This window comes from Virgibacillus kimchii, assembly GCF_055379185.1.
Genome location: NZ_AP043951.1, coordinates 3,958,562 through 3,981,541 on the forward strand (window position 1 = coordinate 3,958,562; position 22,980 = coordinate 3,981,541).

At 40.4% G+C, this 22,980-nt stretch carries 24 protein-coding genes; 15 read left to right on the forward strand and 9 right to left on the reverse strand.

Annotated elements, in window-relative coordinates; all coding sequences use genetic code 11:
- The first annotated feature begins 136 nt into the window (after window positions 1-136).
- From pdaA to ACZ42C_RS19260, 4 genes are all read left to right on the forward strand, one after another.
- A complete protein-coding gene (pdaA, locus tag ACZ42C_RS19245; RefSeq protein WP_461183077.1) occupies window positions 137-928 on the forward strand; it encodes a delta-lactam-biosynthetic de-N-acetylase in 792 nt (263 codons plus the stop codon).
- A 234-nt stretch (window positions 929-1,162) separates the two neighbouring features.
- Window positions 1,163-2,740 carry an acyl-CoA synthetase MbcS gene (gene mbcS / locus ACZ42C_RS19250; RefSeq protein WP_461183078.1) on the forward strand — a complete coding sequence of 526 codons (1,578 nt, stop codon included), beginning with the start codon at window positions 1,163-1,165 and terminating at the stop codon, window positions 2,738-2,740.
- Window positions 2,741-3,041: 301 nt separating this feature from the next.
- Complete coding sequence (locus ACZ42C_RS19255) at window positions 3,042-3,293, forward strand: AbrB/MazE/SpoVT family DNA-binding domain-containing protein (RefSeq protein ID WP_461183079.1); 252 nt, start codon at window positions 3,042-3,044, stop codon at window positions 3,291-3,293.
- Window positions 3,293-3,691, forward strand: coding sequence for a type II toxin-antitoxin system death-on-curing family toxin (locus ACZ42C_RS19260; protein WP_461183080.1), 399 nt, complete (start codon window positions 3,293-3,295; stop codon window positions 3,689-3,691). The genes ACZ42C_RS19255 and ACZ42C_RS19260 overlap by 1 nt, the downstream gene beginning before the upstream one ends.
- Window positions 3,692-3,861: 170 nt before the next feature.
- Here the strand turns inward: ACZ42C_RS19260 and ACZ42C_RS19265 are convergent, their stop codons facing one another.
- Window positions 3,862-4,698: a nucleotidyltransferase domain-containing protein gene (locus ACZ42C_RS19265; RefSeq protein WP_461183081.1), complete on the reverse strand. Its 837-nt coding sequence runs from the start codon at window positions 4,696-4,698 to the stop codon at window positions 3,862-3,864.
- Window positions 4,699-5,368: 670 nt separating this feature from the next.
- On the opposite strand from ACZ42C_RS19265, the gene ACZ42C_RS19270 reads away from it, so the two are divergent.
- From ACZ42C_RS19270 to ACZ42C_RS19290, 5 genes are all read left to right on the forward strand, one after another.
- Window positions 5,369-7,495, forward strand: a complete 2,127-nt coding sequence (locus tag ACZ42C_RS19270; protein ID WP_461183082.1) for an ATP-dependent Clp protease ATP-binding subunit — start codon at window positions 5,369-5,371, stop codon at window positions 7,493-7,495.
- 195 nt (window positions 7,496-7,690) lie between these two features.
- Window positions 7,691-8,566, forward strand: coding sequence for a ComEC/Rec2 family competence protein (locus tag ACZ42C_RS19275; protein WP_461183083.1), 876 nt, complete (start codon window positions 7,691-7,693; stop codon window positions 8,564-8,566).
- Window positions 8,567-8,745: 179 nt separating this feature from the next.
- Window positions 8,746-9,123: a GntR family transcriptional regulator gene (locus ACZ42C_RS19280; protein ID WP_461183084.1), complete on the forward strand. Its 378-nt coding sequence runs from the start codon at window positions 8,746-8,748 to the stop codon at window positions 9,121-9,123.
- Complete coding sequence (locus tag ACZ42C_RS19285; RefSeq protein WP_461183111.1) at window positions 9,113-9,967, forward strand: ABC transporter ATP-binding protein; 855 nt, start codon at window positions 9,113-9,115, stop codon at window positions 9,965-9,967. The genes ACZ42C_RS19280 and ACZ42C_RS19285 overlap by 11 nt, the downstream gene beginning before the upstream one ends.
- Before the next feature lie 3 nt (window positions 9,968-9,970).
- Window positions 9,971-10,666, forward strand: coding sequence for a hypothetical protein (locus ACZ42C_RS19290; protein ID WP_461183085.1), 696 nt, complete (start codon window positions 9,971-9,973; stop codon window positions 10,664-10,666).
- A gap of 47 nt (window positions 10,667-10,713) precedes the next feature.
- Here the strand turns inward: ACZ42C_RS19290 and ACZ42C_RS19295 are convergent, their stop codons facing one another.
- The 5 genes from ACZ42C_RS19295 to ACZ42C_RS19315 form a co-directional block, all read right to left on the reverse strand.
- Window positions 10,714-11,490: an ABC transporter permease gene (locus tag ACZ42C_RS19295; protein ID WP_461183086.1), complete on the reverse strand. Its 777-nt coding sequence runs from the start codon at window positions 11,488-11,490 to the stop codon at window positions 10,714-10,716.
- On the reverse strand, window positions 11,490-12,398 hold the full coding sequence (locus ACZ42C_RS19300) for an ABC transporter ATP-binding protein (RefSeq protein ID WP_461183087.1): 909 nt from the start codon (window positions 12,396-12,398) through the stop codon (window positions 11,490-11,492). Before ACZ42C_RS19300 ends, ACZ42C_RS19295 begins: the two co-directional genes overlap by 1 nt.
- A gap of 1 nt (window position 12,399) precedes the next feature.
- Entirely contained in the window at window positions 12,400-12,597 is a 198-nt protein-coding gene (locus ACZ42C_RS19305) for a PLDc N-terminal domain-containing protein (protein WP_461183088.1), read from the reverse strand.
- Between the two features lie 466 nt (window positions 12,598-13,063).
- On the reverse strand, window positions 13,064-13,183 hold the full coding sequence (locus ACZ42C_RS19310) for a YfhE family protein (RefSeq protein ID WP_461183089.1): 120 nt from the start codon (window positions 13,181-13,183) through the stop codon (window positions 13,064-13,066).
- Window positions 13,184-13,328: 145 nt separating this feature from the next.
- A complete protein-coding gene (locus ACZ42C_RS19315; RefSeq protein ID WP_461183090.1) occupies window positions 13,329-14,222 on the reverse strand; it encodes a TIGR01777 family oxidoreductase in 894 nt (297 codons plus the stop codon).
- Between the two features lie 184 nt (window positions 14,223-14,406).
- Here ACZ42C_RS19315 and recX point away from each other — a divergent pair, with 184 nt between their 5' ends.
- Complete coding sequence (gene recX, locus ACZ42C_RS19320; protein ID WP_461183091.1) at window positions 14,407-15,213, forward strand: recombination regulator RecX; 807 nt, start codon at window positions 14,407-14,409, stop codon at window positions 15,211-15,213.
- Window positions 15,214-15,273: 60 nt separating this feature from the next.
- Window positions 15,274-15,621, forward strand: coding sequence for a YfhH family protein (locus ACZ42C_RS19325; RefSeq protein WP_464891305.1), 348 nt, complete (start codon window positions 15,274-15,276; stop codon window positions 15,619-15,621).
- A 217-nt stretch (window positions 15,622-15,838) separates the two neighbouring features.
- Here the strand turns inward: ACZ42C_RS19325 and ACZ42C_RS19330 are convergent, their stop codons facing one another.
- Window positions 15,839-16,825, reverse strand: coding sequence for a metal-dependent hydrolase (locus tag ACZ42C_RS19330; RefSeq protein WP_461183093.1), 987 nt, complete (start codon window positions 16,823-16,825; stop codon window positions 15,839-15,841).
- A 133-nt stretch (window positions 16,826-16,958) separates the two neighbouring features.
- Between ACZ42C_RS19330 and mutY the strand changes: the two genes are divergently transcribed.
- Window positions 16,959-18,008 carry an A/G-specific adenine glycosylase gene (mutY, locus tag ACZ42C_RS19335; RefSeq protein ID WP_461183094.1) on the forward strand — a complete coding sequence of 350 codons (1,050 nt, stop codon included), beginning with the start codon at window positions 16,959-16,961 and terminating at the stop codon, window positions 18,006-18,008.
- Window positions 18,009-18,171: 163 nt separating this feature from the next.
- Here the strand turns inward: mutY and ACZ42C_RS19340 are convergent, their stop codons facing one another.
- Window positions 18,172-18,345: a hypothetical protein gene (locus tag ACZ42C_RS19340; protein ID WP_461183095.1), complete on the reverse strand. Its 174-nt coding sequence runs from the start codon at window positions 18,343-18,345 to the stop codon at window positions 18,172-18,174.
- A 139-nt stretch (window positions 18,346-18,484) separates the two neighbouring features.
- On the opposite strand from ACZ42C_RS19340, the gene ACZ42C_RS19345 reads away from it, so the two are divergent.
- The 3 genes from ACZ42C_RS19345 to ACZ42C_RS19355 all read left to right on the forward strand — a co-directional run bounded on the left by ACZ42C_RS19345 (window position 18,485) and on the right by ACZ42C_RS19355 (window position 21,510).
- Complete coding sequence (locus ACZ42C_RS19345; protein ID WP_461183096.1) at window positions 18,485-18,664, forward strand: gamma-type small acid-soluble spore protein; 180 nt, start codon at window positions 18,485-18,487, stop codon at window positions 18,662-18,664.
- Between the two features lie 173 nt (window positions 18,665-18,837).
- Window positions 18,838-19,365 carry a nucleoside tri-diphosphate phosphatase gene (gene ntdP, locus ACZ42C_RS19350; protein ID WP_461183097.1) on the forward strand — a complete coding sequence of 176 codons (528 nt, stop codon included), beginning with the start codon at window positions 18,838-18,840 and terminating at the stop codon, window positions 19,363-19,365.
- Between the two features lie 399 nt (window positions 19,366-19,764).
- On the forward strand, window positions 19,765-21,510 hold the full coding sequence (locus ACZ42C_RS19355) for an ABC transporter ATP-binding protein (RefSeq protein WP_461183098.1): 1,746 nt from the start codon (window positions 19,765-19,767) through the stop codon (window positions 21,508-21,510).
- 98 nt (window positions 21,511-21,608) lie between these two features.
- Here ACZ42C_RS19355 and ACZ42C_RS19360 read toward each other — a convergent pair whose 3' ends face one another.
- Window positions 21,609-22,901 (reverse strand): glutamate-1-semialdehyde 2,1-aminomutase, encoded by a 1,293-nt coding sequence (locus tag ACZ42C_RS19360; protein WP_461183099.1) that lies wholly within the window; start codon window positions 22,899-22,901, stop codon window positions 21,609-21,611.
- Window positions 22,902-22,980: the final 79 nt, after the last annotated feature.

Sequence of the window (22,980 nt, forward strand, 5' to 3'; positions counted from 1 at the left end):
CACACTTTCCGATTTGCTGCTTGCATAGTATAACATCCTTGACAGCAGTGTGCTATTACAGCAAAGTTACAGAATGACAGTTGAATAAATAATTATTACAAGGAAAAGATAAAAGAAAAATAAATGGGGGTTTGCTATGCGAATTTTTGTGTCGGTAATAATGTCGCTTTTTATTATCTTTTCCTTAAGTTTACTGCAGGCTGAAGCTGCATCCGGGTACGGTTGGGGTTTTAAAAAGAACCATAATCATGATATTCCCGATATTGGCGCATACAAGGAACTGCTTGAAAAATATGGCGCATATTATGCGGATGAGTCCGGTGAGAAGAATATTTATCTGACTTTTGATAATGGCTACGAGGAAGGGTATACAGATGACATTTTGGATGTGCTTAAAAAGGAAGAAGTACCCGCAACGTTCTTTGTTACCGGGCATTATGTGGAAAGTGAACCGGATCTTGTTAAAAGAATGGTGGACGAGGGGCATATCGTTGGCAACCATTCCTACCATCACCCCGATTTCTCCATTATTACGAAGGAAGCTGTGGAGGAAGAATTGGAAACGTTGGAAAAAGCAGTAGCAGAAGTGTCTGATCAGAACGAGTTAAAATATCTCAGACCACCAAGGGGAATATTTAATGAAGAAACGTTGAAATGGGCAAGTGAACTGGGATATATACATATATTCTGGTCACTGGCATTTATTGACTGGGAAACCAATAAACAAAAGGGCTGGGAATATGCATTTGATCAGATCATGGCCCATATTCACCCTGGAGCCATCGTTTTGCTTCATACAGTTTCTTCAGATAATGCAGAAGCATTGCAGCATTTAATTACCGAATTAAAGAAAGAAGGATACTCCTTCAAAAGTTTGGATGATCTTGTTTTAAAAAATCAACTGCCGCAGGGAATATACGGCTATTGAGCGGAACAGGGGGCAGCTACACACTGTCCCTCACCGCTTATGTTTAGAAAGCAAGCGTTGTATTATCTATTAAATTAAGCGTTAGTATTCGGCAAAAGTATATAAAATTCAAAGATCGCCTTATAACATCAGTACTTTAGTTGGAAGAATTCACAGATTAGTACTAGATTTTCATTTTAAGATTTCCAAATCTTTGCTATACTGTTAAATATATTATTATTTGGGGGAGATAAAATGAACAGGGAAGAGCTAATTGCACCAAATGACTATAATATTGCAATGGAAGTGGAACGTTATGCGAAAGATCCGACAAAAAAAGCATTAATCTGGAAAAACGATCGTGGAGAAACTAAAGAAATTACCTATTCCCAGCTGGTCAAAAATGTAAATAAAATCGGAAACACACTTTTACATAATGGGCTAAAGTCCGGTGATAAAGTAATTATCATGATTCCCCGTCTGATCGATGCGTATGAAGCATACCTTGCCTGCCTGAAAACAGGACTGATCATTATTCCTAGTTCGGAAATGCTGAAAACAAAAGACTTGCAATATCGTGTATCCCATGGTGAGGTGAGTGGCGTCATCAGCTACTACCCGTATGTGGATCAATACAAGGACTTAAACGAATATGAGGACCTCCATAAGTTTGTCATAGGTGGAGAAGCAGAGGACTGGTTTCATTTGGACAGCTTGAAGGAGGAGGCTTCAGACGAGCTGAAAATGGCGGAAACAACGAAAGATGACATAGCCTTTTTACCTTATACCTCCGGAACTACCGGCAATCCAAAAGGAGTTGTACATACGCACGGGTGGGGGTATGCTCATTTGAGAACTGCTCCGGAAAATTGGTTAGGCATTAATGAAGGAGATAGAGTATGGGCTACTGCCGGACCAGGTTGGCAAAAATGGATTTGGAGCCCATTTTTATCCGTACTTGGTTCAGGAGCAACAGGCTTTATTTATAATGGAAAATTTGATCCGAAAACTTATTTACAGTTACTGCAGGATAATGAAATTAACGTGTTATGCTGTACACCGACGGAATACCGGATTATGGCGAAAGTGGATAACTTAAGAGATTATACATTGCCTGCATTGCACAGTGCAGTTTCTGCCGGTGAACCTTTGAATGTGGAAGTGATTGATACATTCCAGCGTTACTTTGATATAACGGTGCGAGATGGATACGGGCAAACTGAAAATACACTGCTACTGGGTGTAATGAAAGATATGAAAGTAAAACCGGGATCCATGGGCAAACCGACACCTGGAAATGAAGTGGAAATTATTGATGAAAACGGGGAACCGGTGGAAGTCGGCGAAGTGGGAGATATCGCATTAAAACTTGACTCTCCCGCACTTTTCCGGGAATATTACAAGGATACGGAAAGAACAAAAATGTCCCGCCGGGGAGATTACTATATTACCGGAGACCAGGCATCCAAGGATGAGGATGGCTACTTCTGGTTTGAGGGCAGAAGTGACGATATTATCATCAGCTCCGGTTACACGATTGGACCATTTGAAGTGGAAGATGCATTGGTAAAACATCCATCCGTACAAGAGTGTGCTGTTGTCGCAAGTCCTGACGAAGTCCGTGGAAATATAGTAAAGGCGTTTGTAGTTGTCAAAGAAGGGGTGGACAGCAGTAACCCTGATTTGGTCAAAGAACTGCAGGACCACGTAAAGGAACTTACTGCACCGTATAAATACCCGCGTCAGATTGAATTTATGGATGAACTGCCAAAAACAACATCCGGGAAAATCAGACGGGTGGAGCTCAGAAAAAAAGAACAAAGCAAAGCATAGAATAGGTCAAAAACAGGTACGCCGTATAGGTGACGGGTTCACTTGTGAGGTGCAAAATTAGAAATCACACCAAATTCAAGAGGTAATTCGCTCGATTTCCACAACTGATTTCACAGTATAAATTACACTTAAAAAGGCTTGGAGAAATTTTATCTCTAAGCCTTATTTTTTGTAATTGCTTCTTGAACTAACGCACCCTTTAATTTAAGTGTAACTGTTCACAAAGTTACTATATTATATTTTTCCAACTCACTTCTATGTGTTATAATCGTTATAACAATTATAATGAGGGTGTGATCTTTTGGAGCAATTTGAAAGAAAAGTTACTAGGGTTGGAAATAGCTTTGGAATAACTCTTCCTAATGAATTACTCAAGCAAGTTGGCTTAGCGCACGGAGACGATGTTCAAGTTGAAGTTAAAGATGGGAAAATTGTTTTGAGAAAAAAAGAGCAAGTAACACTTCCTAAAGGCGTTGATGCAGAATTTATGGATATTTTAAATGATGTCATTAATGAGCATGACAAAGCGTTTAAAGGGTTAGTGAACAGATAATGGATAACGTTATCTATCTCACAACGAACCAAGTGATTGCTATTAATACAATACAAATCCGTCTATACTCCCCTAATGAACCATTGGGCGTAACAGAACCAAACTTGCTTGACTCTGCTATTAATCGCCCAAAGCAATCTGTGTTTGGTAGTGACGCTTACCCTTCCATTCATGAAAAAGCGGCAGCACTTTTTGAATCCATTGCAAAGAACCATGCTTTTCATAATGCTAATAAACGAACGGCTTTAGCTTCATTAATTGTTTTCTTAAAAATAAACTATTATCAATGGACGATGGGAATTGAAGAAGAGCAAGACTTTACGGTTGATGTAGTTAATAATAAATACACATTTGAAGAAATAGTGTCGACAATTAGAAACCATACCGAAAAACTATAAATCCCTTCTCAAATTAATTAAATTTGAGAAGGGATCTTTTAAATTTAACAGCTTTAAACATCCTTAATTCCAGAAAGCACCCGTTAATTTAAGTGTACTTTTTCACAATATACAAAAGAAGTATAAAAAGTGCAGGAAATAAGATTTCCATACACTTTTTATACCTTAACCTATTTACTTAATAAAACCTCTGTCTCAGAAATAAGTTCTTGAAGTATTTCAAGCCCCCGTCTTGTGCTATCTACGCTTGGAGAAAGCAATTTAATAATTTTATCTATTCTTTTTTTATAGCCTTGTGGCTTTATATCAAACCCGTCAATCATTCGAACTGCTTTTTTCTCATTGATGCAATATTCTTCATTCATAGAAAATATGACTTGATTTAGGCATGAGATGGTTCGATAACAATGACCTGTAACATAAGAGATATCATCTTTATCAATATTATCTTTAGCAAACATTAAAGAAAAGGATGCTTCGAACATAAAGTAACCAATTATTGCAACTCTTAAAGGCTTGGGATATGGAATGGTTTTGGATTTTAGTCTGGCAATTCGATTCGTTTTGTCAACTAGTATTTTACAGATGGACACTTCCCCCATGTACATGACATTCAGGTAAGCATGTGGATGTCCAGTATGGTAATGAGTTGAAACGTTACCTAACAGGCATTCATCAATGACCTGTTCCACTCTATTAACATCACGAAATATTAAATCAACGTGATAACCTTGAACAATAATCCATCCACCACCGTTTATCCAAGCACCCCATACGCCTATAGAAGTAACTAAATTCTCTCTATGTTCATCATCCAGTTTAGTAGCAACTCTGCTAACATCATTGACATTAAAACCTTCCGATTCATCATAATATATTCCAATATCAATATCAGACGTAGCGTGATGAGTGCCTCTTGCTCTTGAACCTCCTAAAACTATCCCTACAATGCCAGGTATCCCGTTCAGTTCTTTAATTATTTCGTTTAAAATATTTTGTACTGTCATAAATTTTCCAACTCCCATAGATTAAATTTAATATTATCTGTACATTACTTATCCATTTCTTCGCTCTCCATTTCATTCAACCTGGCAATGTCGTTAATCTTATATAGTAATTATAAAATCTGAGTTCTCTTTTTCAAACCCGCAAGACGGAAATATTTATTTCTATATCTGTAAACATGGGTGTGTTTTACTATGGGGAATTTAAACAAAAGAGCGATAAACACCTGTATAACAATAAAGTTATCGCAGTGAATTCCATTGTGAATATCACTGCGATATTGTTTGCGAATGGCTTGTTTGCACCTCTGCAGTAAACCCGTTACCGTTTTGGTGGACCTGTTTTTTCCTTAGCCGGGAAGGCTTGTGGTAAAGGTTATTTGGTGCCAGGTAATAATAGTAAAACTGGGTTTCATTTCATTTTCGTGCTGAATGGCAAATGAGAAGAGGATCCACCGTTGGAATATATACCGCTTAAAAACGTTTAACCTCGCATGAATACTGTCCACAATAATATTAAAACTCTCTACCTAAATTCTTTTAACAAAAAATCAAACAAAGGACTTGAAAGTCAAAGAAGGTCAGAGTATAATAAGAATTGAGATGAAGGTCAAATATAGTCAAAGTCAAATTGATATAGAAAACAGATAAAAATTTAAGGAGGAATGTTTTGATGAAATGTCAACACTGTGGCGTAAACGATGCAAATGTAAATGTAAGCTTGCAAATGAACAATGAAAGAATGCAGTTGCGGGTTTGTAACAGTTGTTTTCAAGAAATACAAGGTAAAATGATGAATTCCAATGATTTCTTCTCCGGTGGAGGACAGGATGCATTTTCCAATAATTTCTTCCAGGGAAATGGATCGCAAAAAGCAGGTACGAAAACAAGACAAGCTCACGGAAATCGCGGCAATGGTCTCATTGATCAGCTCGGCACAAATGTAACTGACAAAGCAAGAGCAGGGCAGGTTGATCCTGTTATTGGCCGGGATAATGAAGTAAAACGGGTGATTGAAACATTAAACCGAAGAAACAAAAATAACCCGGTACTCATTGGGGAGCCAGGGGTAGGTAAAACAGCCATCGCGGAAGGCCTGGCCTTGAAAATGGTCGAAGGAAATGTACCGGCCAAATTGATGAACAAACAGATTTATGTGCTTGATGTAGCTTCCCTCGTGGCAAACACAGGTGTCCGCGGTCAATTTGAAGAGCGTATGAAGCAGCTGATCCAGGAACTTCAGCAAAGAAAAGACATTATTGTTTTTGTGGATGAGATTCACCTGCTTGTTGGTGCCGGTACAGCAGAAGGCTCCCAAATGGATGCAGGAAACATCTTAAAACCTGCATTGGCACGAGGAGAACTGCAATTAATTGGTGCAACAACCCTAAAGGAATACAGGCAAATCGAAAAAGATGCTGCATTGGAGCGCCGTCTGCAGCCAATTACTGTAAAAGAGCCGTCAGAGGAAGATGCGGTGAAAATTTTAAACGGAATTAAAGACCGTTACGAAAAGTTTCATGAAGTTCGTTATTCTGATGAGGCCATCCAGGCATTTGTCACATTGTCCAATCGATATATTCAGGACAGATTCCTCCCGGACAAAGCAATTGATCTGATGGATGAAGTAGGGTCCCGTTTGAATCTGTCAAATGCAGAGAAAGATTCCAATTCCATTGAGCAGCGTCTCGAAGAAATCAAAAAAGAAAAAGAAGCAGCAGCAGAGAAAGAGGAATATGAATTAGCTGCAAACCTGCGTTATCAGGAAATTCAGCTGCAAAAACAACTGGAAAAAGCAAAAGATGAAAAACAGGATATTGATGTCGATATTTCCGATATTCAATTAATCGTGGAAGAAAAAACAGGCATCCCTGTGACAAAACTGCAGGCAGACGAACAGGAAAAAATGAAAAATATCGGAGAAAATCTGAGTGCAAAAGTAATTGGTCAAGATGAAGCAGTGGATAAAGTTGCTAAAGCAATCCGCAGAACCCGGGCCGGACTTAAATCAAAGCATCGCCCGATTGGATCTTTCCTATTTGTAGGGCCGACTGGCGTAGGTAAAACAGAATTAACAAAGGCACTTGCAGAAGAACTGTTTGGTTCACGTGAGGCTTTGATACGACTGGATATGAGTGAATATATGGAAAAACACACCGTTTCCAAAATTATCGGCTCACCACCCGGATATGTCGGTCATGAGGAAGCCGGGCAATTAACAGAGCGAGTGCGTCATAACCCTTACTCCATTATTCTGCTTGATGAAATTGAAAAAGCACATCCAGATGTGCAGAACATGTTTCTGCAAATTATGGAAGATGGTCATTTGACTGACTCCCATGGACGCACGGTCAGCTTTAAAGAAGCCGTCATTATTATGACAAGTAACGCAGGAACGGGAGATAAAACAATCAATGTAGGGTTCAACGCGCAGCATGAATCAGTAACGACGCTGGAAAAACTGAGTACGTACTTTAAGCCGGAATTCCTCAACCGTTTCGATGCGATCATCAACTTCAATGAATTAACAGAAGAAAACTTACTGGAAATTGTTGATCTATTGCTCGCTGAGGTACAAGAAACCATGGAAGATAACGATATTGAAATTACAATTACAGAAAGAGCAAAACAGGAATTGGTTAGACTCGGTTATGATCGCCGATTTGGAGCGAGACCACTGCGCAGAGTCATCCAGGATAAAATTGAAGACCAATTAACTGACCTCATTCTGGAAGGCGATGAAATTGATAAAGTAAATGTTGATGTCGTTGAGGAAGAAATTGTTGTAGCAAAAGCTTAATATAAATGATAAAAAGACTGTTGAGCACCGCTCAGCAGTCTTTTTTAAATTGCTCACCTCCCGCATGAAATAATACACACCATGCCCACGCACAAAGCCACCATTACATATTCTTTACAAACTCCTCCACTTGCTCATAATTCCTCTAAATGTGAACAACAATAAGACATACATTCAAACAAAGAGGATGTTCCTATGCGTATTTTACAAACATGTATTGTCTTCATGATCATTCTGCTATCCTCCACGTTCCTGCCGGTACTAACAGAAAGCCAATCCCCGATGGACATGCAGGTACATTTTATTGATGTGGGGCAGGGGGACAGCATGCTGATTCAGACACCTTCCAATAAAACAATTCTTATAGATGGCGGTCCGCCGGAAGCCGGCGAGAGAGTAGTTTCCTACTTGAAAGATCAGCAGATCGAGTCCATAGATCTGCTTGTTGCCACCCATCCGGATATTGACCATATTGGAGGTCTGCCACAGGTAATGAAGGAAATGGAAGTAAAAAATATTCTTGATTCAGGAAAATTACATTCCACAAAAACATATGCAACATATCTGTATCAAATCAGAAAACAAAATATACCGGTTCAAATTGCTATGGAAGATGAAAAAATAAGGCTGGATCCGGAGCTTACCATTCTCGTTTTAAACACATATGGAGCAACCAAAACAAATAATCAATCTTCCATCGCTTTAAAGATTACTTATGAGGAAGTAGACTTTCTGCTTATGAGTGATATTGAGATGGAACAGGAAAAAGAGCTGATGGAAGAGCATGATGTAGAGGCGGAAATAATCAAAGTGGCCCATCACGGCTCCAACACCAGTACATCTTTTGAGTTTTTACAAGCGGTAAGTCCGGAAACGGCGCTTCTTACCTACAGTGAAGAAAATGATTTCGGCCATCCGGTGGACCGGGTTATTAATAACTTGAAAAAAATAAATGCCACCATTTACTCGACCGCAGGTTTTGGGGATGTTGTCATTAGAACGGACGGGGAGAAATATGTTGTATTACCACAGGAAAATCCTCTCCACCGCATGATTAACAGAGCGGGTTAAAGAATGGCTCACTTCTTACTCATCCAGTTCTTTCTGCTATTTTTCATACGATGCATAAACAGCTTCTCATTTAAAGAGGAGCTGTATTTTTTTTTTGAAAATTTTATTGACATTAAAGTTCATTTGTTATATGGTTATTTACATAAGTAATGAACCAACTAATTAATGAAGGTGATCTGATGAAAAATATGCTTGATGAAAATAAGCCCATTTTCCTTCAAATTAAAGAGCAGATTGAGGATTCGATCATCAATGACTCACTGAAATCAGGTGACCGGGTGCCATCGACCAATGAACTTGCTGATTTTTATAAAATCAATCCTGCTACAGCGGCGAAAGGAATTAATGAACTTGTTGCAGAAGCCATTTTAGTAAAACGAAGGGGTGTTGGCATGTTTGTGACAGAGGATGCGAAAGACATTTTAATTGAAAAAAGAAAAGAAAACTTTTATCAAACCTATGTACTGCCGTTAAAAAATGAAGCGGGGAAGCTGCATATCAGTAAAAATGAATTACTGGAAATGGTGGGGAGAGAGGATGAAAAAAATGAAAATTGAAGTGAAAAACCTGACGAGGAAATACGGGCAAACCCGAGCATTGCAAAATGTTTCTTTTACAATGGAGGGGCAGAAAATATACGGACTGCTTGGCCGGAATGGCGCCGGTAAAACGACTTTTATGGATATCCTTGCCGGGAACATCCTAGCTTCCGAAGGCGAAATATACATTAATGGAGAAAAGCCATTTGACAACCGAAAACTTACCGAAAGCATATGCCTGATTAAAGAAGGAAACAACTTTAAAAAGGATTTGAAGGTAAAGAATGTACTTAAAATCTATTCCTACTTTTACCCCACATGGGATCAGGCCCTTGCAGAGGAGTTAATTAAAGTATACAACCTGAATATGAATGCAAAGGTAAAAACACTTTCCAAAGGGATGGAGTCGTCGCTTGGCATTATTGTCGGCCTGGCAAGTAAAGCGCCGATTACAATTTTTGATGAACCGTATATCGGATTGGATGCAGCTGCCCGCAAGAAATTCTATGAAATTTTATTGAAAGAATATGAAGAAGAAAAAAGATTGATTATATTATCCACACACTTAATTGATGAAGTGAGCCTCATGTTTGAAGAGGTGCTGATTTTACAGGAAGGCAGCCTCATTTTACAGGAGGAAGCGGAAAATTTGCGGGATAATACATGCGCAGTTACCGGGAAGAAAGAAAAAGTCGAGGCGTTTATTGAAAGCAAAGAAGTTATTGATAAAAAAGAGCTGGCAGGCATGATGACAGCTTACATTTACGGTACGAAGCAGGAAGCTCAAAGCTACGGCCTTCAGGCTGAAGGGATACCGGTTCAGGAATTAATGATCCATCTGACGGAAAAGAAAGGGGCATAAATAATGGGGAGACAAATCAAAGGACTGTTATACTTTTTTATTATGGACCTTCGTTACTCATTAATGATTTTTTGGGGAATCTTATTAGGAATATTAGTCGTCTCACTTACATTTGCATACTTTCTGACAGGTGTGGAAGGAGAGACCAATTTTATATTTTTTCTGACCATTCCAATGTATGTTTATGCAGGAATTGTAGGCTATCTGACAATTAGAGATTTTATGCCCTTTTCCATAAAAATGGGAGCAACAAGAAAAAACATGTTTATTGCCATTGGTATTTTTTTCTTTCTTATTTCTGCAGCAAAATCTTTGTTTGCGACCATACTGCAGGAACTGGTAGAGAAATTTAACGCTTTTGCCGGCATTGATATATTTACTTTTCTTCATTTCGCACATTTATTAGAAAATAATTGGTATACGAGAATTATTATTGATACAGCAGTAATGTTCTTTGCATTTATGGTTATGCTTCTGATCAGGCTGCTCATTCACAGGTTCGGACTGCTGGGAGCGGGCAGTGTTCTCGGATTACTGGCGGTATTACTGCTGCTTGCCGTTGCCAGAGGCTGGATCTTTGATTTTTTCCGCGAGCTGTTTACAGCCTTTGAAATTGGGATATTTTATCAAGTATTTGGTATCGGTTTATTACTTTACTTCATTTCTTTCCTGTTTATTAAACGGATTGAGGTAAGGTAAGCAAAAGAAAAGAGGGCTGGAGAAACCATTCTTCCACCCTCTTTCATCTATTCAACAAGCGATTTTCTTCTGAATAAAGCAATAGCCCCCAACAGTAAAATAATAATAAGCCCAATGGTAACAAATGATGTTGCAATCAAATCACCGGTGAATTCTTCCATCATCAGTGATTCAAAAATATGTCCGGATAAATTATTCGGGCTCCATTCAAGAAACCGTCCAAAAATCTGGGTTAACACACTCATCACCATAATGGTCGCAATGGATAAAAAAGCGACGAGACCAGGGGTTTTTACAAATGCATTATAAAATATGACTATCGTTACTACGAGAGTAATCCAAAGACCGTAAAAGAAAATGACTTTCAGCAGCGATATCACCGGCAAATCCCCATATAAAATCGCTGTATAATACCAGCCTGCCGTAAGACTTACAATAAGGGAGGTCCAGGCAAGTGCCAGAAGTGCAGCCCATTTTGCGGTAATATAATGCTGGTAAGAAACAGGTTTCACAAGAATCAGTTCTATAACGCCGCTTTTTCGTTCTCCTGCTACTGTACTCATGGACACCAGAATGATAATCAGCACCCCGAGGCTGCTGAGCTGACCAAGAATCATAAACATCATTTCAGCAGGTGTAAATTCCGGCAGTTCAATTACTGTACCCTCAGGCATACCTCCGACTGATTCCATAATTTGCGGCATATAGTAGTTGGATAAGGGATCAATCATACCAAGCAGAATAAAAGTGAGTGGCACCCAGACCCATTTTTTATTTCTCCAGTTTTCCATCATCTCTTTTTTAAAAATCGTCATCCATTGCATTATTGTTTCACCGCCTTCATGAACATGTCCTCCAGAGAAGCACGGTGCAGGGTGAAGCTCGTTAGCGGCCAATTGTCCTCCGCTGCTGCCTTTAAAATTTCCTGGCGTGCAAGAGAAATGTCAGTGGCAGTAAGATGTACTGCGTCCCGCTCAATGTAACAGTTTTCAACCGATGGTAAGCTCATTATTTTCTCCTTATAAGAGAGGGTATGATGAGTGAATGTCAGTTCAATCGTTGCCGTCTGGTATTTTTCACGAAGCAAGTGAATCGAACCTGCTTCCACAATTTTCCCCTCATGCAACAGCAATAGTTCGTCACTGATCTCATCAGCATCTGATAAGATATGAGTGGAAAAAAGAATGGTCATTTCTTCCTTTAGTTCCTCCATGAGCGTCAGTACTTCTCTTCGGCCAATAGGATCGAGGGAGGAAACCGGCTCATCCAATATTAACAGTTTCGGTTTATGTATAATGGCCTGGGCAATTCCGAGCCGCTGCTTCATGCCGCCGGAATATTTACCGATCGGTTTATTTCCGGCCTCGGCAATGCCCACCCTTTCCAGTAGTTCCTCCGTCCTTGCCATTGCTTCTTCCTTTGTTAAATGAGCAAGCTGTCCGCTGTAAAGAAGAAATTCGCGTCCGGTCATCCATGTATAGAAAACAGGATATTGAGGGAGGTATCCGATGAAGGAGCGGATATCACCATTCCCGTTCATCTCGTTCATTATTACATTCCCTGAGGTTGGGCGCAGCAAGCCGGCCAATATGCGCAATATCGTTGTTTTACCAGCCCCATTGGGTCCGATTAAAGCAACACATGTACCAGGTTGAAATTCAAAGGTGACCTTGTTCACTGCGAAATTATTGTCAAATCTTTTTGACAGGTTTGTCACGGATAATAATGCCATGTCAACGTCTCCTTCCGAAAATGAAATAGATGACCGGTCCAAAAATATTAATAAATATAATGATAAAAAACCACATCCACTTCGGTCCATTGAAATCATCCGCTTTAACCCAGTCAATCAGGGCTACAAGTGCCAGGACAACCTGGATCACGATTAAAGGGGCAATAAGCTGCCAGTTAATCTCCTGAAGTACTTCCACTAAATCCACTCCTCTTGTATGGCTCTTTTACATATACGGTAACACAATCAGACTGGTTTCAAATAATTTATGAATATAGGGCACAGGAAAATAAAAACCACCAGCAGAATAAAGTAACTATTCTTGACTGATGGTTTACAACTGTTCGTATTGATCCAGCATATTTCCCAATAGTTTATGTATGGAAAGCTGCTTTTTCATGGGTAAATTTTTTAAACGTATATGTCTTCCTTGAAATGTGGGTGGGTCATGATATATTCAATAAGTCCAACTACTTCTTCCTCAAAGGAGATATTTTCTGCTTCAGCAAATCTTCACGAAAGGAATAGTTCCTGATTCTACTGCGTGGCAACCAGGCTAAGGTTTTGGGACAAGAAGCCGGAAGCAAGAACAATGCAGAAATTGTACTGGAGAACTGGCGTGGTTTGGCTTATTACATAATGGAGAACAAAGGAAAACGAAGAGGCTAACTCCGGTTCCCTTTGTTGGAAAGTTTATTGTAAATACGATCGGCATGTTTAAACTCTCTTTGATAGAGCACTTCCTGTGTCTTGGATAAAAACTTTTCCCGTTGCTCTTTTTTCATAAAATCCGCTCCTTTTCTTTTTACTTAGTTTTCACCAGGAGGGATATTTTATACATGCCTCAGCTACTTTTTTCCTTGTTGTCACATATCATGACACGGTCAATGCCTGCGGAATAGTGCGGTAAATGTTAAAGTATGTCTTACTTTACTTATTCGCTTCAATCTCTTCCAACGCACCTTTCAATTCCGGAGATGTAAATTCGAAGTTATGATCCAGTGCCTTTTGCGGAAGCACATATTGTCCATCTGTAATGAGCTGGCTCATTTCCCCGACCGCCAGCCTTATGAACAGAGATGGAGTGGTAAACCAGTAAGGACGATGCAGCACATCGGTCAGGGTTTTCATGAAATCCTTATTTCTCTTCGGATAAGGTGCTGTAACATTTACCGGCCCCTCCATACTTTCATTTTCAATGCAAAATTGAATGAGGCGGACGGCATCCTTTACATGTACCCATGTCAGCCATTGCTCGCCATCTCCGATTTTGCCTCCTGCAAATAAATTGACCGGAAGACGCATAAAAGGCAGCGCACCGCCATTTCCCAGGAGAACACCAAACCGGGTGTACACCGTCCGAATGCCAAATTTATCCATCTGTTTTGCTGTATTTTCCCATTCCACAGCTACCTTGGCAAGAAAGTCATTTCCTGCCTGTTTTGTTTTTTCTGTGAAGATCAGATCCTCGGACATGCCATAATAGCCAATCGCTGAACCATTTACGAACACGTCGGGCATTTCATCCATCCGCTGTACCATTTCAATGAGCTTGCGGGTAATATTTATTCGGCTGTTTATAATATCTTCTTTCTTCTTTTTTGTCCAATAGCCAAAAATGGATTCTCCGGCCAAATTAACGACAGCATGTATTTTTGGCAGTTCTTCCACAGGGTAGTCATAGCCGATAAAAGTGGATTGTGCCGTATTTGTATGGGAATCAGGTGATCTAGTGAGCACATAGGTATGATATTTATTTTCATGCAGTAAGTTTGTGAGGTGATAGCCGGCAAAGCCTGTGCCCCCGGTTATTAATACATTCATTTTGTTTACGCAGGTTATTATTCCTGCTTGCCTCCTTTCCCATTGTGTTTTATATAAAAAAAGTTGTGTGCTGTTGCTATGCTGATACATATAAGTTTATATCATTATATGCAATAAAACGATTCTTATAGTAGTGTCCGGGATATTTTTAGGCTATAGTAAAAAGGGAAAGGGGTGAGAAACTTTGGCCAGGATAACCCGGATCACTACACAAAAGAAATATAAGAATCGTTATAATATCTTTTTGGATGATGGTGAAGGTGAAAAGTATGGCTTCAGTGTAGATGAAGCAGTTCTCGTTGAGTACCGACTAAGGAAAGATCTTGAACTGGATGATACACAAATTTCCACGCTGATCCAAAAAGATACATTACATAAGTCATATACCCTAGCCATCACATTTTTAAGCTACAGAATGCGTACAAAAAAAGAAATATATGATTATTTGCTGAAAAAAGAAGTAGATGGGGAGCATATTTCTTATATTATAAATAAATTAACGGAGGAAAATTTGCTGGATGATACACAATTTGCCAATATGTTTGTTTCTTCGAGAATCAATACTTCCACAAAAGGACCACTCCTTATCAAAAAAGAACTGATAGACAAAGGCGTTTCCGAGAAAATTGCCAATGAAGCCATTCAACAGTTCAGTTATGAAAAGCAATACGATAAAGCATCAAAATGGGTGGAGAAAAAACTAGGTCAAAGCAAAAAGGACTCATTCAGACAACGGCTGGATAAACTGCGGGGCAATCTTTTGCAAAAAGGATTTACCAACGATGTGGTGAAAGATGTGTTCATGCATATAGAGGATGAGAAAGACGAGGAAGTTGAGTGGGAAAGCGCAGTCTACCAGGGGGAAAAGCTTCTCAGAAAACATAGCCGGAAGCTGGAAGGCTTTGCATTGCGTCAAAAGATAAAGGAAGGATTGTACAGAAAAGGATTTTCCATGGAACTTATTGAACGATTCCTTGATGAGCATCTATGATAAACATCATTTTCATTTTCCGGAACTATTGGTAAAATGAATAGGAAAGAGAGGGGAACAATGATGAACACAAATAATAATTATTATAGATATAGCGACTACACGATTGAACAGCTGTATGACGAAATCAGCCTGCTCAAGGAAAGTGCAATGAAAGCCGAGCAGCTTGGCAATATATCCGAAGTCGCCGTAAATGAACGTAAAATGCAGGTCGCCATCGCTTACACACTAAACCCGGATGACTTCAAAGATGGTGAAACATACGAACTCAAAATGGAACCGGGCATGACTTTCAAAATAGACTACATTAACGGCGTCTTCGCCTGGGGCAACCGCATCAACCTATTAAACGAACAATACGAAAAACAAGAAGCCATCCCCATCTCCCTCCTCGGAGACAAAAAATAAAATAATGAAACGGTTCTTTTGCTGCAGATTTTTTTAAATAGAGGAGTTGCGTGGGACAGGCTCTTTTTTCACACAAGAGATTACTGGGTTTATATGGTTAACTGGAGACTTGCAGACTTACGCTGACGTTACAAAACCTGTGAACAGAAATAGCATTGGGAGCTAATCGAAAGCGATTAGGGGGGCTGGGACAAGGAACCTGTCTCCTTGTCCCAGTTTACACAGGGCTTTCTTCGACATACAATTTGCTTTGCAGCTTCTGCTCAGAGAAAATCCAGCCTGTATAGGAGCTCATAATATTCATGTTATCATCGATTTGGACGACAGCAACAAACGGATAATATCCTTTGGATCGGTAACGCAAATCAATGAAGCGCACTTCCGTAAAGTCGTCAAAATCCTTTGTTTCCCAGCGGTAAACCGGGGAAAAGGATAAAAATGCTGCAATATTTTTGTCTTTTTTCGCGACGGTCATTATTTCTGAATCGGGTAATGGCAGCCTGTCAAATTCGTCAATAATTTCAATATGAGCATTACCTACCGTACCGACATAGAACTTATCCCTGGTTGTAATGGCAAGACGCCAATAATTTTGCTTAATTGTCGGGGAAGTGGCGATGTCTTCAGTGTCCGGAAAGGAATCCTTAATCTTTTTCGTAATTTCCCTTTTATCCATATAACGTTTGATATAGTAAAGGATAATCACGGTATAGATCGTGAGCCAGGTATACCCGGGGTTTGCACCTAGCACCCAAGCACCTATACCTGCGATATGCAGAGTAAAAATATACGGGTCAAACGTGTTGATGAATCCATGTGCAATCCATTTATTGGAAAAGGGCCGAAATGCCTGTGTGCCATACGCGTTAGGAATATCGACAAGCACATGTATAATCACCGCCAGAAAGGTCCATAACCATAAATGCAGAAAATTAACCTGGGGCACAAACATATAAATGATGCTCGCAAGAAATATTCCCCAAAAAATTACTGCCGGTATGGAATGTGTAATACCACGGTGGTGGCGTATATAGGTTGCATTATTTTTTAATTTCATTACCGTATCAAAATCCGGTGCGTGAGAACCTATAATTGTTCCTACAAGAACTGCATGAAAGAGGGTTGGGTCCTGGTTTACAACTGGATCCAATGTTGCCAAACCGCCGATGGCAACACCCATAACAATGTGGGTACCGGTATCCATATAGTAAGGTCCTCCTTAGCTTCAATTAGGTGAATTTTTTAACAAAATTATGATTAAATCGTTTATATCGCCTTTATTAGTTTTATTGTACCATACAGGATGTGATTTTATTAGATACAAAAGTTTAGATAATATGAACATTTTCGCTTTCCAGCATGATTTGCTCACATGGTATCATGAAAACAAACGTGATTTACCTTGGCGTGAAGATCAGAACCCTTATAAAATCTGGGTTTCCGAAATTATGCTTCAGCAAACAAAGGTGGATACAGTCATTCCATATTTTAATCGGTTTATTGAAAAATTCCCCACGCCAGAAGCGTTGGCAGAAGCCAACGAACAGGATGTCTTAAAAGCCTGGGAAGGCCTTGGATACTATTCCCGCGCAAGGAATTTGCAAAACGCTGTCAGGGAGGTAGTCTCTTCCTATGGAGGGAAGGTGCCGGAAAATGAGAAAGAACTGGGAGAACTGAAAGGAATTGGTCCCTACACGAAAGGGGCCATTTTGTCGATTGCCTATAACCAACCAGTACCTGCTATTGACGGCAATGTCATGCGCGTATTCTCCCGTCTCCTGTTGATTGAGGAAGACATTTCCCTGCAGCGGACCAAAAAACTCGTCGAGGAAAAAGTCCGGGAAATGATCAGTACCGAAGATCCTGCTTCTTTTAATCAGGCGATTATGGAGCTGGGAGCATTAGTATGCACACCACGTTCTCCCGGATGTCTGCTTTGCCCGGTACAATCTCATTGTGAAGCTTTTGCCCATGGCCGGGAGGAAGAACTGCCGGTTAAAGCCAAAGCAAAAAAACAGCGTGAAGTGTCATATGTTGTCCTGCTGATTCGGAATGAAAATGATGAGTACCTGATTGAAAAGAGACCGGAAAAGGGACTGCTCGCAAATCTTTGGCAATTCCCAATGGTTCCACTTGATAAAACCAACCTGAAACAAGTGGAAGAATGGACATATGAAAATTATGGCATACGCATCCGGCTGGAAAATAAGCTGGGAAAACTGAATCATGTTTTTACCCATCTCATTTGGAATTTGGAAGTGTATGAAGCCGCCACAGATGAAATCATGCAAGAGAAGGACAGCTTGCGTTTTGCGGATCGGGAAAATCTGGAAACCTATCCGTTTCCCGTTTCACATCAAAAAATGATGAAATATTTACGGGATTAATATAGGAGTTCGGGACATAACTTAACAGGAAAAAATCCAAACAAACCAACGATCCAGCTCAAATCTTGGAGTGATTGGATGTACCGTGCTTCTATGAACCGGGAGATTCAACGTTATGTCCCGCTCTCTTTCATGCAGCAGTATTTATGACAAGGGACGGAGCTTATTTTCTGCTCCGTCTTTCTTCATTTATTTCATGCAATATACTTAAACCTTCCGGGTTCACATATGGTAATAGCTGGGATAAGGCATGTTGAAAATAATCCAATTCTTCCTCGTTCCAATCTGTTTTGCTCATCATGGACAACTCGGTGAAATCTCTTCTTACTGGCTTCATTATTTCCAACCTCCAAAAAGAATGATTCAATAATAATTTACGTTAAAACCAGTTTTTTTATTATGGAATGAATTTCCTGCAAATTACCTTGGATAACAACGAACAAAGTGGACAAATTATTACTGCGGAGGTGATATTGATGGCTAAGAAACAACAAAACCAAAACCCAGCTTCAAAAACAAACGCACAAGAAGTAAGAAGACAGAACCAACAAGCAGCCCAAGGCCAAGGACAGTATGGTACTGAATATGGAGCTGAAAAAACTAACGCTCAGGAAGTAAGAAAGCAAAACCAAAAAGCTGAGCAAAACAAAAAGTAACATCCTTAACCTCAAGAAGTAAAAAGAGTTTCCTGTCTCCCGGGAAACTCTTTTTTGATGTAAAAATTAGGACGATACTCCGTGTATACATTTCATAATACTTTATGTTTCTCCATATTAGCATTATAATGGGTATTGGATTTGCTTCTGAATGATAACGAAAGGGAGATAGTATGGTTGCTCCGAAGCCCGGATCAAGAATTCAAATACAAAGCTATAAACATAACGGAAAACTCCACCGTTTGTGGGAGGAGACACTTGTGTTAAAAGGCACGGAATCAGTGGTCATCGGGGCAAATGACAAAACATTGGTATGGGAAAGTGATGGCAGGTCCTGGATTACGAGGGAGCCGGCAATCTGCTATTTTCATTCGAAGCATTGGTTCAATATCATCGGAATGCTCCGAAATGACGGTATTTATTACTACTGTAATATTAGTTCGCCTTTTGTATTTGATGATGAAGCTTTAAAATATATAGATTACGACCTGGATGTGAAGGTTTATCCCGATATGACGTTTGAATTACTGGATGAGGACGAATATGAAGAACATAGGATGCTGATGAGCTATCCTGGAGTGTTGGATCGTATTTTGCATAACAATGTCAATTATTTAATAAGATGGGTAAGGCAAAGACACGGCCCATTTTCTCCGGATTTTGTGGACCAGTGGTATGAACGGTACTTAACGTATCGTTAAAGTGTGATCTTTTACTGAATATAACTATGATAAAATGTTTAATACGGCCTTGTTGCATGCTACGCAGCAGGGGTTTTCTTTTTACACATTAAGATAGTAAAAACATTTCAGCAAACTTAACATGGAAGCAAGCATTAACACGGAGTCCCGGAGAAGTAATTCGACAAAGTAATACTTTTAAAGTGGTTAGTATAAGAAAAGTTAACGATCCGGCCGATCAATATAAAACCAAATTGATTCGGCCATATATCAGGGTGAACAGCGAAGAAATTTCATTGAAATAATTAGATATAAGATAATCATTTCAGGTGGAAGGATTTACTGCTATTTCACCACCCCTCTAAAGGGCGAGCGAACACAGGCTTTCCTAAGAGAATATACATCGAAGGAAGATTGATTATGGGCAGTGTCAGGCAATATATGCAGTTTGTAAAACCGTATAAATGGAAAATATTCTGGACGGTGATTATTGGCGTTCTTAAATTCGGGATCCCCCTGTTAATGCCATTGATCCTGAAATTTGTTATCGACGATATTATTGGAGCTGAAGGGCTGACAAATGACGAAAAGATTTCCCAACTGCTTTGGCTGATGGGCATTGCTTTTGTCGTTTTTCTTCTACTGCGTCCGCCTATAGAATATTATCGACAATATCTTGCACAATGGGTCGGGAACAAGATACTCTTTGATATAAGGGATCGGCTCTTTGATCACATTCAAAAATTGAGTTTGAATTTTTACTCCAGGACAAAATCCGGCGAAATTATTTCCCGGGTAATACATGATGTCGAACAAACCAAGAATTTTGTAATTACCGGCCTTATGAATGTATGGCTGGACTTGGTCACCATTCTTATTGCTATTGGGATTATGCTGACGATGGATGTCTGGCTGACAATCGTAGCTATCATCCTTTTCCCGTTATACGGATTTTCTGTGAAGTATTTCTACGGCAGGCTGCGAAGTTTGACAAGGCAGCGTTCCCAGGCATTGGCTGAAGTACAAGGTCATTTGCATGAGCGGGTGCAGGGAGTCCCGGTGACAAGAAGTTTTGCCTTGGAAGAGTATGAACAGGGTCAATTCGAGGGAAGGAACAGCAACTTTTTATCAAAAGCCCTGGACCACACGCGCTGGAATGCAAAAACCTTTGCAGTAACAAATACGATAACAGATCTTGCGCCGCTGTTGGTTATTGCTTTTGCCGGTTACCACGTAATCAGCGGCAATCTCACCCTCGGTACGATGGTTGCCTTTGTCGGCTATATGGAAAGGGTGTATAGTCCGCTGCGCAGGCTGATTAACTCATCCACTGTACTCGTACAGTCCATTGCATCCATTGACCGTGTGTTTGAATTTGCCAATGAAAAATATGATGTGACAGATAAAGAAGATGCAAAAGAGCTGAAAAGGGTAAATGGGTCCATCTCCATGGAAAATGTCTCATTCAGTTACGATGAGGAAAAGCAGGTGTTAAAAAATGTTAATTTGGATGTAAAAGAAGGAGAAACCATTGCTTTTGTCGGAATGAGCGGTGGTGGAAAATCCACACTGATCAGCCTCATCCCGCGTTTCTATGATGTGACAGGCGGATCCATCAAAGTGGATGGACAGGATATAAGAGATGTGAAAGCAAGGTCTCTCCGCAATAATATTGGCATGGTGCTGCAGGATAATATTCTGTTCAGTGAATCCATTGCCATGAATATCCGCATGGGAAATCCGGACGCAACGGATCGGGAAGTGGTCGAAGCGGCCAAGCTGGCCAATGCCCATGAATTTATTCAGGAAATGTCAGACGGGTACGATACGCTTGTCGGGGAGCGTGGAGTGAAATTATCCGGCGGTCAAAAGCAGCGGATCGCGATAGCAAGAGTTTTCCTGAAAAACCCGCCGATTCTCATATTTGATGAAGCAACCTCTGCATTGGATCTGGAAAGTGAGCATATGATTCAGGAAGCTCTGGAGAAGCTCGCTTCCACCCGTACCACATTTATCGTAGCTCACAGATTGGCTACGATTACACATGCCGATCGGATTGTGTTAATTGAAAATGGAGAAGTAGTTGAAGAAGGAACTCATGATGAACTAATGAAAGAAAGAGGACATTACTACGATTTATATCAAGTGCAGCATTTGGATGAGTAATAGTTGAAAACAGGTCTCTGCCATAGATCAGTTCGTGTGCAGAGACCTGTTTTTCTTTTATTAAAGAGTCTTGACTATTAATTTATATATTTAATCAATTACTCTTTCATTGCTTCAAACGCCTTCCCAACAGCTTCAATCGTCCGGTCAATATCCGCTTCGGTATGCTCCGTCGTTAAAAACCATGCTTCATATTTGGAAGGCGCAAGGTTAATGCCTTGGTGCAGCATATGTTTGAAAAATGCAGCAAATGCTTCCCCATCCGTTGCTTCTGCGTCTTCATAGCTGCTGATAGAGCCTTCTGAAAAATATACGGTTAAAGCACCGCGTAACCGATTAACGGTAACCGGCATGCCGTGTTTTTCCGCCTCTTGCAAAATGCCGTTCTCCAGATGTTCCCCGAGCTTATCCAGTTTTTCGTAAACCCCATCTTTCTGTAAAACTTCCAGACAGGCAATGCCCGCTGCCATGGAAGCGGGGTTCCCGGCCATGGTCCCTGCCTGGTATGCCGGCCCGAGCGGTGCCACCTGTTCCATAATATCCCGGCGGCCGCCATATGCGCCAATCGGCAGTCCGCCGCCGATAATTTTTCCCATTGCCGTCATATCCGGTTCCACACCGTATACCTGCTGGGCACTTCCATAGGTAAATCGAAATGCACTGATCACTTCATCGTAAATAACAAGTGCTCCCGCTTCATGCGTAATATCTTTTACCGCCTGCAAGAAGCCTTCTTTCGGTGTGACAATGCCAAAATTCCCTACAATTGGTTCCACTAATACCGTGGCGATCTGCTCACCCCATTGATCCATTGCCTGTCTAAATAAGTCGATATCATTAAATGGAACGGTAATCACATCTTCCGCAACGGAGCGGGGAATCCCTGCTGAATCTGGTGTTCCAAGTGTGGCCGGCCCGGAACCCGCCTCCACGAGAACAGCATCAAAGTGGCCATGATAGGAACCGGAAAACTTAATGATCTTCGTTCGGTCCGTATAGGCTCTGGCAACACGTACCGTTGTCATTACTGCTTCCGTGCCGGAATTAACAAAACGTACCTTTTCCAAAGAAGGAATGGCGCTTTTAAGTATTTTTGCAAACTTGTTTTCCAAGCTGGTAGGTGTCCCGTATAAAACGCCGGTTTCCGCTGCATGGGTGATGGCTTTGGCTATGTGCGGGTGGGCATGCCCGGTAATGATCGGTCCGTATGCAGCCAAATAATCTATATATTTATTTCCGTCCACATCCCAGAAATATGCGCCCTTGCCCCGTTCCATGTAGACAGGTGAACCACCGCCTACTCCTTTATAGGCGCGGGAAGGGGAATTGACTCCTCCGACGATATGGTCCAGGGCTTCTCTATGTAATGCTTCCGATTTGTTGAAATTCATAAATAGTTGCCTCCTTCATTTTAATTAACATACTTCCCTATTTTATCGTAAATAAGGAAAAAATAAATGGCAAGCTTGT